11 protein-coding genes and 1 pseudogene are annotated in these 16,360 nt (G+C 68.6%); 7 read left to right on the forward strand and 5 right to left on the reverse strand.

Features of this window, described 5'->3' with window-relative positions:
* Positions 1 to 175: 175 nt before the first annotated feature.
* The gene (locus C8054_RS28240; RefSeq protein ID WP_158273903.1) at positions 176 to 3,025 is read right to left on the reverse strand and encodes a BTAD domain-containing putative transcriptional regulator; all 2,850 of its coding nucleotides are present in this window, start codon (positions 3,023 to 3,025) and stop codon (positions 176 to 178) included.
* 610 nt (positions 3,026 to 3,635) lie between these two features.
* On the opposite strand from C8054_RS28240, the gene C8054_RS28245 reads away from it, so the two are divergent.
* The 5 genes from C8054_RS28245 to C8054_RS28265 all read left to right on the forward strand — a co-directional run bounded on the left by C8054_RS28245 (position 3,636) and on the right by C8054_RS28265 (position 12,190).
* Positions 3,636 to 3,959 (forward strand): hypothetical protein, encoded by a 324-nt coding sequence (locus tag C8054_RS28245; RefSeq protein WP_146179999.1) that lies wholly within the window; start codon positions 3,636 to 3,638, stop codon positions 3,957 to 3,959.
* A 66-nt stretch (positions 3,960 to 4,025) separates the two neighbouring features.
* Positions 4,026 to 4,967 carry a hypothetical protein gene (locus C8054_RS28250; RefSeq protein WP_107162196.1) on the forward strand — a complete coding sequence of 314 codons (942 nt, stop codon included), beginning with the start codon at positions 4,026 to 4,028 and terminating at the stop codon, positions 4,965 to 4,967.
* Positions 4,968 to 5,066: 99 nt separating this feature from the next.
* Entirely contained in the window at positions 5,067 to 9,797 is a 4,731-nt protein-coding gene (locus C8054_RS28255) for an SGNH/GDSL hydrolase family protein (RefSeq protein ID WP_107162197.1), read from the forward strand.
* A gap of 38 nt (positions 9,798 to 9,835) precedes the next feature.
* On the forward strand, positions 9,836 to 10,738 hold the full coding sequence (locus tag C8054_RS28260; protein WP_107162198.1) for a DUF2690 domain-containing protein: 903 nt from the start codon (positions 9,836 to 9,838) through the stop codon (positions 10,736 to 10,738).
* Positions 10,739 to 11,227: 489 nt separating this feature from the next.
* Positions 11,228 to 12,190 (forward strand): hypothetical protein, encoded by a 963-nt coding sequence (locus C8054_RS28265; RefSeq protein WP_146180000.1) that lies wholly within the window; start codon positions 11,228 to 11,230, stop codon positions 12,188 to 12,190.
* A 240-nt stretch (positions 12,191 to 12,430) separates the two neighbouring features.
* Here the strand turns inward: C8054_RS28265 and C8054_RS28270 are convergent, their stop codons facing one another.
* Positions 12,431 to 12,808: a helix-turn-helix domain-containing protein gene (locus C8054_RS28270; RefSeq protein ID WP_107162200.1), complete on the reverse strand. Its 378-nt coding sequence runs from the start codon at positions 12,806 to 12,808 to the stop codon at positions 12,431 to 12,433.
* Positions 12,809 to 12,982: 174 nt separating this feature from the next.
* Between C8054_RS28270 and C8054_RS28275 the strand changes: the two genes are divergently transcribed.
* The gene (locus tag C8054_RS28275; protein ID WP_306766835.1) at positions 12,983 to 13,480 is read left to right on the forward strand and encodes an HAD domain-containing protein; all 498 of its coding nucleotides are present in this window, start codon (positions 12,983 to 12,985) and stop codon (positions 13,478 to 13,480) included.
* A gap of 83 nt (positions 13,481 to 13,563) precedes the next feature.
* Here C8054_RS28275 and C8054_RS28280 read toward each other — a convergent pair whose 3' ends face one another.
* Positions 13,564 to 14,562, reverse strand: coding sequence for a hypothetical protein (locus tag C8054_RS28280; RefSeq protein ID WP_107162201.1), 999 nt, complete (start codon positions 14,560 to 14,562; stop codon positions 13,564 to 13,566).
* 148 nt (positions 14,563 to 14,710) lie between these two features.
* Positions 14,711 to 14,947: a hypothetical protein gene (locus tag C8054_RS28285; protein WP_107162202.1), complete on the reverse strand. Its 237-nt coding sequence runs from the start codon at positions 14,945 to 14,947 to the stop codon at positions 14,711 to 14,713.
* 1,080 nt (positions 14,948 to 16,027) lie between these two features.
* On the opposite strand from C8054_RS28285, the gene C8054_RS28290 reads away from it, so the two are divergent.
* The gene (locus C8054_RS28290) at positions 16,028 to 16,237 is read left to right on the forward strand and encodes a hypothetical protein (RefSeq protein WP_146180001.1); all 210 of its coding nucleotides are present in this window, start codon (positions 16,028 to 16,030) and stop codon (positions 16,235 to 16,237) included.
* A gap of 18 nt (positions 16,238 to 16,255) precedes the next feature.
* On the opposite strand, the pseudogene C8054_RS28295 reads toward C8054_RS28290, so the two are convergent.
* A pseudogene (locus C8054_RS28295) lies at positions 16,256 to 16,360 on the reverse strand (IS5/IS1182 family transposase); the annotation flags it as partial.

Raw genomic sequence — 16,360 nt, forward strand, 5'->3', positions numbered from 1 at the left:
CGCAGGCCCATCCTGCATCGACGTGCGGCGCTAGATCATTGTGGCGGATTCTTGTCGGGGTTCCAGCAGTTGAGACGCGAATCCCACGGGCAGTCCTCTGGCCAGGGCTTCCTGGGCGGTGACCTCAACCGGTGCTCCAGCCGGCGACGGCTGCTGACGCCGACCCGGCTGCCCATCAGTGGACCGTCACCTGTCGCACGCCTGGGTAAAGCCCGTACGTGTCGGTCCCGGCTTCCGTGTCCGGGTGGCCGAGCTTTCGGAGGATCTTCCGGGCTGCGGCGCGGGCGCGGTTCCCCGCGGCGGCGTCGGCCATCGCGTAGTGCGTGTCGGCGAGCCGGTCGAGCACCCGTGCCTCGAAGTAGTGGTCGCCGATATTCCGGAACAGGTCCAGCGCGTTGCCGTAGCACGCCGCGGATCGCTCGTACCGGTCCAGCCTGTGGTGGGCGAAGCCCAGGTTGCACCATGCGCGGCCCTCCCACGCGCGGTCGCCGAGCTGCCGCAGGCGGCGCAGCGCCAGTTCGCTGTAGGTGATGGACCGCTCGTAGTCGCCGAGCTGGGCGTGGTACCAGCCGATGTTGTTGAGCGCGTGGGCCTGCCCGCGCTCGTGGCCCGCGGTTCGGTAGAGGTCCAGCGCCCGCCGCGAGTCATCGAGCGCATCCTGGTAGTGCCGCCGCGGCTCGTGTATCCAGCCCCGGCACAGGTGGACGTACGCGAGCCCGACGGTGTCGTCGAGACTGCCGTATAGCTGCCACGCAGCGTCGAGGTGCGACGCCGTTCTGTCGGGGCGGCCGCTGCACGCGTAAACCTCGGCGAGCCAGCAGTGCGCGCGGGCTTGGGCGCACTGGTCGTGCCTGCCACGGGCCGCGTTCAGCGCAGCGATGGCGATGGCTCGCCAGTCGTGCCAGAAGCCGCTGCGCCGCAGGAACGCGCCGACTGCGTCGGCCAGGTCACCGGTACGGGGGTCGAGGTCGGCCGAGGCGGACCGCACCAGCGCGACCAGTACCCGATGCTCGCGGGCGAACCAGTCCAATACCGCGCCGTCGTCAGCGAACCGGTCCGGCGTGACACCGAGGCCGGGCTGGGCCTCCAAAGGCGGGCGGTCGAGGCGGCCGATAAGTATTTTGGCCGCGTGCGCGCTGTGCAGGTAGTGGTCCAGCAGGCGGCCTGCGGCGGCGTTCCGGCGTTCCGGCGGTTCCTCTTCGATGGCGAGTTCGCTGGCGTACGCGCGGAGCAGGTCATGGCAGGCGAAGCGGTCGGGAACGTGTTCGGCCAGCAGGTGAGCATCGGTCAGCTCCCTTATGAGCCGCCGTATTTCATGAACCGGGACACCGGCGAGGCTGGCGGCGGCTGAACCGGTCAGGTCCGAGCCCGGGTGCAGGCCCATGAGCCGGAACAGCGTGGCTGCGGCGGTTGTGAGCGCCCGGTACGACACGGCGAACACTGCTCGCAGGTCGGTGGTCGGGCCGTCCCCGGCAAGTGCATCCAACCGTCCCCGGACGTCGCGCAGTTCGTCGGCCAGCGCCGCGAGTGGCAGCCCGGGCCGGGTCGCGGCCCGGGCGGCAGCGAGGGCAATCGCCAGTGGTAGCCGCTCGCACCGGGTAACGATGTCGTCCGCGGCGGCGGGCTCCGCCGCGAGCCGCGCCGCGCCGAGCCGGTCCTCCAGCAGTTGGCGCGCGTCCGCAGCGGTCAGTAGGTCCAGGGCGAGCGGTTGGGCGCCGTCAGCGGCGACAAGCCCGGTGAGCTGGCGCCGGCTGGTTACGACGACTGCGCACCCGTCCGACCCGGGCAGCAGCGGGCGGACCTGGTCGGCGTCGCGCGCGTTGTCCAGCAGGATCAGCATCCGCCGGCCCGCAAGCAGGCTGCGGTAGAGGCCTGTCTGCGTGGCCAGATCGGCGGGGATGCCCGCCGGACGCACGCCGAGCGCGGCCAGAAACGTGCGCAACGCCGCGTCCGGGGCCACCGGTCCGCCGGTCGGACTGCACCCTTGCAGGTCGATGTACAGGTGACCGTCCGGGAATCGGTCGATGTGGTCGTGCGCCCACCGCAGCGCCAGCCATGTCTTGCCGACGCCGCCCGGACCGACGATCAGCGCAACGGCGACCGCCCCGCGCGGCGCCAGCATCTCCGTGAGGCGGGCCAGCTCCGGCGCGCGTCCCACAAACGGCGCTGGGCGGGCCGCCAACTGGCGCGGCACCGGGGCATGCTCCGGATCCGCTCTGGACACGACCGGCACCGGCTCACCGACCGTCACTCCCTCGGGGGCACCGGCCATCGGCGCACCGGCCAGTATCCGCTGGTGCAGGGCCTGAAGCTCAGGGCCCGGGTCCGCACCGATCTCCTCGGTCAACAGGCGGCGGGTACGTCGGAACTGGCCCAGCGCGTCCGCCTGCCGCCCGCTGCGGTACAGCGCCAGCATCAGTTGGCCGGCTGCCCGTTCGCGCAGCGGATGCGCCGCGACGTGCGCGGTCAGCTCAGTGACCACGTCGGTGTGGTTCCCGGCGGCGAGTTCGGCGTCGAACTGCTCCTCGACGGTGATGAGCCGCTGCTCCGTCAGCGCGAGTGCGGCGGTGGCGATGCCCGGCGTACGCGGTACGTCGGCGTACGGGACGCCACGCCACAGCCGCTGCGCCTGCCGGTACCGGTCAACCGCCTGCCCGGGCTGCTTGGCCCGAGCCGCCGCCCGAGCCTCGGCGACCTGCTCCGCGAACCGGTGCAGGTCGGTTTCGGCGTCGGCGACGTGCAACAGGTAGCCGGGTTTGCGGGTGACCAGTCGCTTCGCCGCGCCGGGCCCGGACAGCCCGGTCCGCAGCGCCCGCCGCAGCCGCGACAGGTATCCGCGGACCAGGGCCCGGGAGTCGGCCGGCGGCCCGTCGGGCCACAGCTCGTCAACGAACTCCTCAAGGCTGACCAGGTGACCGGGTCGAATCAGCAGAATCGCGCACACCTGCCGCACCCGGGGCGGGCCCACCGCCAGCGTCTGCCCGCGGTCGCTGATCTCCAGCGGTCCGAGAACGCCGAACTTCATGGCCGACCTCCCCCGAGGGGCCATCCACCAGGTGCCATACCCGCCACCGCCGGCACCGACCACGTTTTGACCACGTTCCGGTTACCGCCGCGTGACACGGTCGTCTCGAGGCCGGCTGAGGTTCCGGAACGGAAGACGAGGAAACGGACGTGGACAGAGAAGCATCTCGAGCGGCTCACCGTCTCGTGTCACCCAGTCATCTGACCACAGGATCGATGGCCATGGAAGCGACCGTTTCCTGGCCGCGCGCTCATCTTCTGATTGCGTCCGGCGCCGGGCCGTGCACAGCTTTCCGTTCGTCACCGTTAACGCCTGAACGTTTCCGGGAGCCAGACGTCGACTCCTTCCCCCGCCGAAGGTTTCGACGGAGAAACACCGAATGGCGGCAATTAGCCACCGGCAGGGCGTGGCGCACGCCACCCGCGAGTGCCGGTGGCCATCCCAGAGGAGGTAGCTCATGTTCCGAAAGGCGTTCATCGCGTCGCTGGCGACCATCGTCGCCGCGGGTGCGGTCGTGGCTCTGGCCGACGCTCCGGCTTCCGCGGCCGACCAACCAACCTTTTGCGGCAGCTGGCTGCAGCAGCCTTCCAAGGCCTCAAGCATCAAGGCCGTGACCGGCACGAGGGGGTTGGTGAACTACTACCCCGGAAATGAGAACGAGTACATCCAGGTCAACGAGGGCAGCTACAGCGGGCACTGGTACGCCTGGGCGAAGCTCTACAACAGCGGCTCGAACTCGTCGGACACCGTCGCCTTGATCTGGAAGTACACCCCCAACGGGGGGCTCTACCAGTGCGGCAACCGGTCGGGCGACAGCGGCTGGGCGCTCGACTACACGGCCGGTGTCCGGGACACCCAGTCCTCCCGGGTGCAGGCCAAGTTCAAGACCGGCGACGGGAGCGTCGAGTACGGCCCGGCGGTGGCCTGGCGGTAGCGAAGATCCGATGATCCGGGTCGCCGACCAGGTCGGCGACCCGGATCCCGCCCGAGCGAGGACGAGATGCCCGCACTGACCCGTGCGGCCTGCCTGGTGAGTCTGGCCGCCGCCCTCATCACCGGCTGCTCGGCCGCCGAACCCGGCGCCGAGCCAGCCGTCCCGGTCGTCGCGCAGGTTGCGAATGCCGCCGCCGAGCTGCGACTGCCGCTGGACGAGTACGAGTTGACGCCGAGTGGAAACCAACAGGTGCAGCGAGCCGTGTTCGACCGGCTGCGATCTTGCCTGACCACCTTCGACCTGGCCGTTACCCTGCCCGAAGCCCGGGTGGCGACCTATCCCGCACACGCCACCCAGCTCAACTGGTTGGGCGGCCACGACGTGACCCGGTACGGCTACCAGGGCCCGCCAGGGTTCGTCGAGGAGATGTCCGCGGCGGCCCGACGGGGCAGCCGGCCGATCGTGGTACCTCCCGAGGCCGTTGCCGTGTTCTACGGCGACACCGCCGTCCACCACGGCCGGCGGGTGCCGGCCAAGGGGTGCGACGGGGAGAGTCAACGAGCCGTCAACGGAGGCATCGATCCGACCTCGATCGACGGCCTCGCACCCGGCGTCTCCCCGGAAAAGGGCATCGAGTGGCTGGAACAGCAGGCCGCAGACCAGGCCCGAGCCGACCGGCGGTACCTGCACGTCGTCGACCGGTGGCGTGCATGCATGGAACGCCAGGGTCATCACTACGCCACCCCGGACGACGCCCAGGGCGACCCCCGATGGAACCGGGAGGAGGACGGCGGGCCATCACCGTCGCCCGACGAGGTCGCCACGGCCACCGCCGACCGATCCTGCCGGGACGCCACCAACATGTCCGGAGTGCTCAGGAATCTCATCGCGCAGCGGGAGGACCAGATCATCCGGACCCGCCCCGACACCGTGCGGCAGGTCTCGGCCCTGCTGCACCGACGCGCCGAGAACGCCGCCGCCCTCCTGCACGAACCGCTGGCCGGCTAGCCGACGCCCGACCGGACAGCCTCCGCGCACGTCGGACGATCCGGCACCCCAGCCAGTGGCACACCTGTTGCTGCATGATCAGCACCGAGAGGCTTCGTCATGTCCGTACCCCATCGCGTCATCGCCGGCTTCTTCAGCGTTCTCCTTCTCCTGCTTTCCGCCCAGGTGCCGCCCGGCTCCGCCGCTGCGGCCACCGTGGCGACACCCACGGCGGCGGCGTCTTCCGGGGCTGCGGTGCCGCCACCGTCCCCGCCACCGCAGATCAGACCCGACCAGCGAAACAGCCTGCTCGGCGTCGGCTGGCGTACCTCGAAGGACCGCGCCTGGGCGCTGTCCGGCGATGCCACCGGGCTGCACGTGCTCGTCGCGAAGGCCGCCGAGGGCTACACCTGGCGGACCGCGACGACCCTCACCGAGCCGGGCTTCGAGACCGACCGGTGGATCGGCAACGCCTGCGTGACCGGGTCCGGGCGCCGGCTGGTGGTCGCGTACGCGCCACGGACCTTCACCAACGACGCGAACCTGTTCTCGCGCGGCGCGTTCACGGCCGTGGTGGATCTCGACAGCGGAGCCGTGCGGAAACTCTCGACGCTGTCCACGCTTGCCTACTACAGCCCTGGCTGCGGCATCGCCGAGACCGCCGTCTTCACCCAGGCGGCAGGCGAGAGCACGCGTACCCGGCTGGTGCCTGTCGACGCCGTGACCGGGCGGGTCATGGCGCGGCCGACCGTCCTGGACGGGCAGGTGACCTCCGCCGTACCGGTCGGCACGACGATCGTGGCGGCGGACCGGAACCGGCTGATCCGGATCACCGCCGGCGGGCGGCGTACCACTCTCGCCAGGACCCGGGCCGTGCCGTTCCGGCTCACCGCGACGGCCGGCGGCGGCGTCGCGTTCCTCGACCGGGCCGGCGACACGGCGTTGGTCGCGCACCTCGACCCGGCGGCGGTCCGCGCGGCCGCAGGCAAACCGGCCCGGACCCTGTTCAGCGGCCCACTGACCGGTCTGGACCTGACCCGCGACGCGGTGGGACACGCCTATGTCACCGGCACCGCACGGCCGGCCACCGCCCAGGCGCCAGGCACCGCGAAACGAACCCCGGCCGGACCCACCGGCGCGGTGACGGCGCTGGCCGACGCACCCAAGGACGCGGCGGTCTCCACCCGAGGCGCAGCCGTGCTCGCGTCCGTGGCGCCGGCCGGCGCAGCCGATCCCCGCGACCGCCCTGCGGACCCGCGGGCGGACCGCGCCGCCGACCTCACGCTGCGGATCCGCGCCACGGGCAGGCAGGCCACGTTCACGGTCACTCCTGGCGCCCAGAACCTGGACCACGCCCGTACCGGCAGCCGCCCGCATCCGACCTTGACCCCGGCCGCTGCGCCGTCGAAGAACCGGGATGGACAGCAGCCCCGGGCCCTGGCCGACGGCGGATCACCGACCGATCCGGTGGAGGCCGAACGGACCTGTTCGGTGCCGCGCAACGACCCACGCAACCAGGCTCTGCAACCCAAGCCCCGGCAGGTGGAGTGGGCCGTCGACCAAGCCGTCACCGGTGCGCTGACCGTGCGGCGCGAGGCGAACTGGAAGAACCTGGGCATGCCCGCCTACACCCCGCAAGGGCTGTTTCCGCCCGGGGACCTCTACGGCGGCGGCTACGTGCCGCCCCAGGTCCTGCTCGGTATCGCCGCGCAGGAGTCGAACCTGTGGCAGACCACCGGCCGTGCGCTGCCCGGAATGACGGCGAACCCGCTGATCGGCAACTTCTACGGCCGGGAGATCTACGACGACGACACCGCGAACGACTGGGACGTTCGCTGGGACAAGGCCGACTGCGGTTACGGCGTTATGCAGATCACCGACGGGATGCGGCTGGCCGGGCGGGAGGGCGACAGCCCGGCGGCGCTGCCGTACCAGACCCAGCGGGCCGTCGCGCTGGACTTCGCCGCCAACGTCGCCGCGGGGCTGAAGCTGCTGATCACCAAGTGGAACCAGACCAGAGCCGCCGGCATGTACGTCAACAACGGCGACCCGAAATTCATCGAGAACTGGTTCTTCGCGATCTGGGCGTACAACTCCGGGTTCCACCCCGACGCCGGCGACGGGTCACCGTGGGGGGTGGGCTGGCTCAACAACCCGGTCAACCCGAACTACCCGGCCAACCGCGACGCCTTCCTGGACAAGACCATGGCCGACGCCGCGCACCCGCTGTACTGGCCCTACCAGGAGAAGGTGCTCGGCTTCGCGGGCCACCCGATCGAACTGCCGGAGGGACCAAACACGCTCGTGCCGGCATTCCGCCCCGCCATCTGGAACGGCGGCGACATCCAGGGCCCGATCAACCGCACCAACGTCAAACCGCCCGCCACCAAGTTCTGCGACGCCACGAACGACTGCGTACCAGGTGGCTCCTACCAGCCCACCGACCCCGACGTGTCCGGTGAACCCGCGGGGCCATGTGCACACCGCAACGCCAGCGGACAGTACGACCTGAAATGCTGGTACCACAAGCCGGCGGTGTGGAAGACCGACTGCCCGGCCACCTGCGGCATCGAGCTGCTGCGCTTCAACCCCGGATACGCCTACCAGGAAGACGGGACCTCGTACCCGCCGCGCTGCGACGTGTCCGGGCTGCCCAGCACGGCCCTGGTCGTGGACGACGTGCCCAGAAGCGTCCCGTCCGTCCGGCCGGGCTGCGCGGCGAGCTTCACCGAGGGCGGTACGTTCTCGCTGAACTTCGGCGCCGACGGCAACGGCAGGTTCCCGTCGAAGGTCGACTTCCACCAGTTCGGCGCCGGATTCAACGGCCACTTCTACTCGTCGTTCACCCGGGGCCCGAACTACCAACCCAGCGGATTCGAGAGCAAGCTACGGGTCCAGGGCACCTGGCGGCTGTCCGCGGCGCAGCACCAGTGGATGCGGCTCAAGGTGTTCATCCCCGACGTCGGGGCATGGACCCGGCAGGCCCGCTACGACATCGACCTCGGCAACGGGCAACGCCGGTTCCGGGTGGTCAACCAGGCATGGCAGGCACACACCTGGGTCGACCTCGGCGTCTTCAAGTTCGACGGCGTCCCGGGCGTCACCCTGAGCACCCGCACCGCCGACGGCATCGGCGCCGACACGGTCGTCTTCGACGCGATGGCGTTCATCCCGACCACCGCCCCGACCTCGCAGTACGTCGCCCTGGGCGACTCGTACAGCTCCGGGGAGGGACTGGGGCCGTTCCACGCCAACAGTGACTACCGGCGGTCCGACAACACCTCGGTGAGTGCCTGCCACCGGTCGGTGTCCGGGGCCTACCCCACCCAGGTCAAGCTTCCCGGGCACAGCGCCACGATCGCCCAGGAGGCTGCCGACGGCACCGCATCGTTCGCGTTCCTCGCCTGTTCCGGGGCGCTGACCACGAACGTCACCAGGGTCGCCTACAACAATCCGCCGAAGCAGAGCGACCTCGACGGCCACACCGACTGGGGCTGGGCGCCCGGCGACTTCGGGTTCGCCGGGGAGTTCCAGTACGGCGAACTGCCGCAGGTCGAACAGGGCTGGCTCGACCAGGACACCACGCACGTCACGTTGACGATCGGCGGCAACGACGCCCGGTTCGCCGAGGTCGTCCGAAGCTGCGTCGCGTCCCTGGATGACTGCTACACCGACGGGCACAAGCTCACCCGGGCCAACGAGGTCGTCGACCCGGAACCGCTGCGGGTGTACGAGAAGAAGCTCATGCGGGAGTGGTTGCCCACGCACCTGAAGGCCGCCTACCGGGCGGTTCACAACAGCGCGCCGAACGCGACAATCACCGTCCTCGGCTATCCGCAACTGTTCGAGGACCGCCAGAGCTACTGGAACTGCCAGGGCATCTCCACCGACGAGGCACAGTTCCTGAACACCCTCGCGGACCTGCTCAACACCACTATCGCCCATGCGATCTCCGAGGTTCACGACGAGGGCGTCGACATCCGCTTCGTCAACGTTACCCAGCGGTGGCGCGACAGCCACCAGAACTGGACCTGCAGCGGCGCCACCACCCCGTGGGTGAACGCCGGGATCCCCGCCTGCACCAACGGCAGCGGCCTGGAGACCCCGTGCAAGGCCAGCTACCACCCGACACTGGCCGGGCAGACCCAACTCGCCGACGTGGTGAACCTGGCCCTGCGCGGCACCGGTTCCGCAGCCACCGTGCAGCGGCGGATCCTCGACTACGTCGCCACCAAGACCCCCAGGCCGGATGACCCCACCGGCGGCCAACGCTGGATCGTCTCGGCGGCGCAGGCCCTGGAGATCGCACAGCGCTGCCTGGACCTGACCAAGATCGGCGGCGTGCTGGGCGATCCGTGCATGACCGAGCCGATGCTGGTGGTGACTACCAGGGACGCGGACCGGCCGGCGCGCACCGACGCTGAGGCGATCGAGCGGCTGCCCTGGTGGGTGCACCTCAATTACACCAGCAGGGAAACGCGGGAACGATGGGTGGTCCGGGGAGACTGGTACAACAAGGCGCAGTACAAACCGAACGGCTGCAGCATGAACACGAGGCCGACCGATTATCAGTGCGATGAGTACCCCTTCTTCTCCAGTGAGTTCGGTGCCGCCTGGGACCCGTTCGATCGCTACGACTCGGAGAGCTCAAGCCGCGTCAACTGGGCCCCGAAGAAGGAGAACCAAATCATCGAGGGAGCCGTGCTCGGCGGGATGTACACCGCGTGCTCGGTCGACAGCAGCGTCTACAGCTCCACCGGTTCGCTGATGATCCTCGGCGACCCCTACCTCACCATTCCGGTGATCGCCGGCAATCCCGCCGACAAGCCCTCGACCTTCTACGTCTGCTGATTCCGCGGACGCTCCCACCAACTGTCCAGGAGGACACCATGCGAAGACTCCGCCACACCCTGGCCCTCGCCGCCGCGGTACTGACCGCACTGACCGTGGCCATCGTGATTCCCACCGCCGCGCAGGCTGCCCCACCGTTCGACCCGGCCAACGGAAACTGGTCCCGCTGGACGTTCCACTCGGGCGGCAACTATGACCTGGTAATTGACGCCAGCAGATCCGGCGGAGACGGCGCCGCGGTGCAGCTGTACGGCGACCACCTCGGCTCGAACCAGGTCTGGTTCCAGGAGGCCGCGTCCGGAGGCGGGCAATACCTACACCCAGGGTACGACCGGTGGCTCTGCCTGGGCCGCACCGGTAACGGTTGGGGCGACCGGGTCGAGGTCCAGAACTGCAACGGAACGGTGAGCCAGCTGTGGAATCTTCCTCGTTACAGCCAGCAGCAGTACTTCATCAAGCCGTTCGACGACTCGAACGTCTGCCTCGACGTGCCGAGTAGCAACTTCAGCCAGGGAGTCGACCTCCAACTGTGGGGATGCAACTACAGCAACGCCCAGGCATGGGCCACCGCGAGGTGCTACGCCGGGAGCTGCGATCGGGAGTGGCCAGACATCCAGGACTGCGACACCGCGGGCGCCCGCGAGGTGGGCGACGTCAGCGAGGTCGGCAAACGGGTCGTGCTGCTCTACTCGGCCGGCTGCCAGGCATACTGGGCGAAGATGAGCTACAGTTCGGGCGGGACCGTGACTTCTTCTGTTGATCTCATCCTGCGACGCTACGGCTCAGACGGCACAGTGGAACTGCGCTTCGGGGTCAGACCTGGCGAGTCCCGCTGGTCGTCCCTGCTCGGCAAGCGGCAGGCCGGGGACTCGTTCGAAGCGTGCTCGGACAAGCCACTCGTTCCGTCCGAGCCGATATTCTGCACCGGTGTGCATTCCTGAACCCGCACGTAGCGCTCGGCCGCCCTCGGTTCCACGAGCGACCCGTGGGCGGCCGGACGGGCTCGGCGCCATCGGTTCCGACACGGTCAGTGGCGAACCGTCCTGACCAGGGCGTGTTGCTCGGAGACCTCTTCGGCGTGCCCGAAAGCCTCAGCGCCGAAGACTCCGCCTCATGGGTCGGCGGTATCCGCTCATGCCGATGAGCGGATACCGCCGACCCGTTGAAGCGTGGAGCGCTCGGGACCCAAGGTCCACTTCCTAATTGTTCTGCCGTATTACTGGGGTGGTCGGACCGAGTTCTGCGACTTGGCCTGCTGGCGGCAGGAGTGCTGTCCTGCTCGATTGTCATCGAGGTGGCAATCGCCGGAGTGGGCGAAGCTTTGCAGATCTCGTCCGATGCCCTGGTCCGCGGTGCTTCTGAGAGGATGCGGCTCGATGTGCCGCGGCGTGGGGGTGGCGGCGCCGTGGAACGTGCTGCGGGGGTGGCGGATGCCTTCCGAGAAGATGTGGGTCGACTATGAGGACGGGGCGCATCTGTCCCGATCGGCGAAGAAGCCCGGTTCCTTCAGCCCGTTGACCCGTGACGGCGGCACGAACAACCTGGGTCACGTCACTCTCCGCCCGATCGACGGGGAGGAGTTCTGCCAGTCGGTACCGCGGGAACGCAATGAACTCGAGAACTTCCTACGCGAGGTTGCTCTTGAGGTTGCTGTCGCGGTGACGCTGAAGGTCCTGGAAGCGGCGAAGCCGCACGTCGAAAAGTGGGTGGCCGAAACCGCCGTCCCGGCCGCCACCTCGGCGGTAGCGTCGGCCGTTCCGGCTGTCGGGTCGGCTGTGGCGTCGGCTGGCTCTGCCGTGGGCTCGGCTGCGGTATCGGTTGGCTCCGCTATCGGGTCGGCTGTGGCGTCGGCTGGCTCCGCTGTCGGCGCGGCTGCCGTGTCGGCCGGGTCCGCCGTGGGTTCGGCCGCAGTATCGGTTGGCGCCGCGGCGGTGTCGGCCGGCTCAGCTGTCGGGTCAACCGCGTCATCAACGTGGAACAGGCTGACTCGAAAACAGGGCAAGCCGGTGGAAGCCGCACCAGCAGACGCTGCGCCGGTGGAAACCGGTGTGGTGGTGAGGGTTACGTCCACGGACGCGTCGCATGATGTGGCTGCCGGTATCGAGGCGTACAAGGCGGGTATGAGCCGGGCGGAAGCGCGGCAACGAATCGTCGCGGCGCTGGCTGCCCGTCTTTTCAGCGAGCAGCAGATGGCGATCGTACGCAATGCGCGGATAGAAGACGGCGGCGATATACCGGAACTGGACAGCGCCACCCTGGCATTGACGCAGAGCGTCCAGCTTATACTGCAGAATGCCCCCGCGCTGCTCGGCGAAGACGCAGTTGCGGATCTTCGAAAGATCCTCGATCCTGCGCGCGCCGAAGAAGACGAGCAACCCGAACGACGCATATGAAGCGCGCGGCCCGTCATCGAGCCACTTCCACGGCGCTCGCTTGGCTGGCGGATGCGGAGTGCTCCCGTACCGGTCCGGTCAACGTCCCTGAGAGACCTGTACGCAGTTGCACTGGATGGGTGGCCACCGGTGACGACTCCCGGTTGGTCTCGGCTACGCCCCACTGTGGCCAGATTATCTGCATAGTGTCGCAGTGCGCGGATCTGCCGCTGATCGGGCGCGCGTTCGGTCACCTCGGCGTTACCGCTGTCGAGCACCATCCTGATCAAGAACGCCCGATCTGAGTCCCATCGCACTCGTGGTCAACTGTCGGACCTGATCCGATGAAAGCCAGCTGGCGACAGCTACCAAGCTGCCGATCTCCTGGCTCGCTTCGTAAGGCCCACCCCTCGGGGAGACATCGTCGACCGACAGCCCCGCGATCACCAAGAGGTCGGCTACCGGCAGTTGCATCGCGGGCGCAATGTCTTGGAGAACTTCCACGCTTGGCGGGATAGCACCACTGATGAGTTGCCGGATCGTCGCTTCAGCTCGGCCAGAGGCACGGCTCATCACTTGTGGAGTGAGACGGCGGTTTGCCATGAGGCCACGCAGGATCAATGCGAAGTCGCGGCTCATCTGGACAGGTTACCGCGGTGGGCCATGCTGGTTGATCAACACGGCGCATCCCGGCTCACTGTCATGCTCTTCGCGCCGCTGTGGAGCGTTGCCGTCGATGGGGTCGGGTGGCGTCCCGGCTCGTCGGTGGCCTGCGGGTACGGTTTCAGGGTGCTTGTCGGCGCTGCGCGACCGTTGATCTTTGTCGATGTCGATGGTGTGCTCATCCCGTTCCGGGCCCGGTCGACGGGCGCACGCCGTTTCAGCAGCAGGGTAGGTGACGCTGCTGGCGGCTTTGGCAATCCGCTGCTGGATCGGCTTGATCCAGCTGATGGCGGGAGTCTGCTTGCGCTGCCGGGCGAGTTGGTTTGGGCGAGCACGTGGATGGCGGAGGCGAACGAGGTCGTCGCGCCGCGGCTTGGCCTTCCGGTGCTTGCGGTCGTGGACTGGCCTGACGACGACGAGGACGCGGGGCGCGATGTGCATTGGAAGACTGTGCACCTGGCGCGGTGGGCGGCCGGACGTGCGTTCGTTTGGCTCGATGATGAGATCACGGACGCCGATCGGCGTTGGGTTGCCGCGCACCATTCGCAGCCGGCGCTGCTGCACCGCGTCGATCCGATCCACGGACTGGCCGACGCCGACCTTGCCGCAGTGCGTAGGTGGCTCGAGAAGCGCGAAGCGACACGTTGATCAGCTACGCGGATATGCCGCTGGCCGCACGCCCGATCAGCGTTCGCTCGTCCTGACGATCGGAGCTGATGGCTCGGCTGCTTTCAGTCCTCGAGTGGATCCCAGTGGTTGCTGTAGCGCAGCAGTGATTGGGCCAGGTCCGGGTGAGCGGCCGCCCACACGGTGTCGAACAGGAACCACTGCTGGTACCCGAACGACTGACCACAGTGCATAGTGACTTGGGCGAGATGTTCATCGACCTTGATGCGCGATGCATCGGGGCGTCGGCCGTCGACATATCGGCCCGTTGTGAGAAGCGCCATGGCTTCGCCGTGGGCGGCGCCGTGCTCCTTCGGCAGGTTGGGCCACGGTTCGGCGTTGAGGTTGAAGCCGGGCCATCTGTTACACCGGTCCAGCGCCGGGGTGATGGCGTCTTCTTCGGGCGCGATGAGCGCTCGCAGGACCAGCAGCTCGGGTGGCCATGCTGCACCGCTGTCGGGGTCCGCGGTCCGGAGATGTCCGGCCAGTTCCCACAACCCGACCCCCGGGAATACCAGCGGCTGGGCGCGGGCGAGGCTTTCGCCGTCGTAGAACGTGAGGAACACCGCGTACGTGCTGGCGTTACCGGTACTGGCGGGCGTAACGACTGTTACCGGCACATCGGCGGCGAGCGACGTCAACTCACCTTCCCCAGCAGGCAACGGCCACGACTGGAACAGGTATGCCAACCGGTCGGGGGCGGCCGCGACCACCTCGTCATCGAGGAAGAAGTAGGCCAGTTCCACCTCGTCGTCATCGGTCCGTACCCGAAGGCTGTGATCGTCGAGGCGGATGAAGTCCTCGTCACCCTCGACGTACAAGTGCTCATGCAGGAGCTCGCGCAGCTCGCTGGTCGTTGCCGGCCGAGACAGGCCGTGCTTCCGAGCCGCCTCGAAGACCGAATCGAGGCCGTAGACGTCACCGCCCAGCTCGCTCTCGACCCAGGACTCCGGATCGTCGCAGTCCCAGCCTCGCCGGAACCAATTCAGCACGGTCTCGTCCGGCAGCCGCCGGACCCGCTTGCTCAACTGGCCCTCGTAGTGGGAGCGATACACGAAATGCACGGCATGACGGTACTGCAGCCGGTCACGCAGATGTCCACGGCCGGAGCCACTCGTCTGCCGCGGACCGTGCGCCGCGCAGCGTCACGATTGCATGAGTCAGGTGCCGTCCGGTCGCGCCGATGACAGGGCGGGGGGATCGCCGATTGCGCTACGGATTGGCGGTCTGCCGGATGAACGACAAGACCCTTGGCAGGACGTAACAGAACTCGCCGCCACCCCACGAGTCCACGAGGCCACCGGCTCGTTCCATCGCGTCCCAAAATGGCTCAGTCGAGCGGATGATGTCCTCTGCAGTAGCCGGATCGATGTCGATGGCAGCGCAGACAGCCGCCGTCAGTTCCGCGCGAGATTCGGCGGGCATGTCCTGCAACGGATCATGAGGCATCCGCAGAAGCTACCTCAGGTGAGGTGCACGCTCATGCCGCTGATAAGGCGTGGCATTCCTGAGCACGTCCGGTTGACGAGCGGGCCGTGGGAGCGGGTCGGGAGCGACTGAGCCTCACGGTCGCTGGCCGGGCGCCGACGCCAGCCAAGGCCGCTCGGGTAAGCGGCCACGATCTCGGACGAACGACCTGTAGGACGCCGTTCCAGCCTGGCTGCAGCAACCCGGTCACGGGCCCGGGATCGGGGGAGCAGGTTGGGAGCAACAGGGTGCACTGAACGGCCCTCAACCGCACGGAACGGCATCTGGCTGCACGCAACTGCACCCACCCCTGCCTGTGGCTTCTCGTTTCCGCTAGTCAGAGTGGGTGCGGCGTCCTGCTTCACACCGAAGAGGTCACTGGTTCGATCCCAGTATTGCCCACGATGAATATAGGCAGGTCAGGGGCCCGTAACCGGAAACGCCGGTGACGGCTCCTGACCTATTGCCCCTTGAATTGGGAGCAGATTGGGAGCAGCGGCCCCGGGCGAGCGGCGACGTTGCCCAGGCGGGCCACACGCTGGCGTGCCGCGGCCCGTCTCTAGGTGCTGGTCGGCTTCGGCGGCACTTGTATGCACACAAGACTTTATGGACTGCCCCGGCGCTCGGATTCCGGTCGGCTTCGGCTTGAGCCCGCGCCGCCCGTATCGCTAGCACGGTTGAAGCTGGTCGCGCCGATACCTCCCCATTCGTCGAGCGTGATCGACTGATCACCCTGACCGCGACACCACTGGCCGACGCGGGCCCGGGCGCAAAGGACAGACCGCGAGACCGGCTGCGGCTCGGCACCCGGATGGCGCTGCCCGATGGCCGGCGCGGACGCAGAACTAGCGCTCGCCGCCGCAGTGGCCCCCCGGGCGGCAGGTGCACCTTGGGCTGCCGATCGCCGCAGAGGACAAGGCGGCATGGCGAGGCGGACACGCCCCCGCGTAGAAGACTGTCCTCGACGAGGACGGCGAGGAATACACGGTCGACACCGGCACCGACGCCATCGCCGTGCTGGACGCCGTCGACGCGGCCAGGCTGCCTGAGCAGATCGATGCGGTGATTGCCACGGCTGTGGCGGCGGACAAGGAGTACCGGCGGTTGGTCAAGGAGAGGGTCCGGCTGTACGACGAGCGGCTCCGGTTGGAGAGCCGGCGCTTTCCCGGCCGGGGTGAGGAGAAGATCCGCGCGGACTGGAAGGTGGAGCACGCGCTGAAGCCGAAGACGGACCCGACCCGGTCGAACACTCCCGGGCTGTCCCGCGCCTAGGGCCTGTGTCGAAGTCGGTCACAGCCATTCGTTGATGGCGGCGACGTGCACGGTGGCCGCGTAGCGCACGGCGAGTTTGTCGAAGCGGGTGGCCACGGAGCGGTGGCGTTTGAGGCGGTTGAT

The organism is Micromonospora sp. RP3T (genome assembly GCF_003027925.1).
Taxonomy (GTDB): domain Bacteria; phylum Actinomycetota; class Actinomycetes; order Mycobacteriales; family Micromonosporaceae; genus Micromonospora.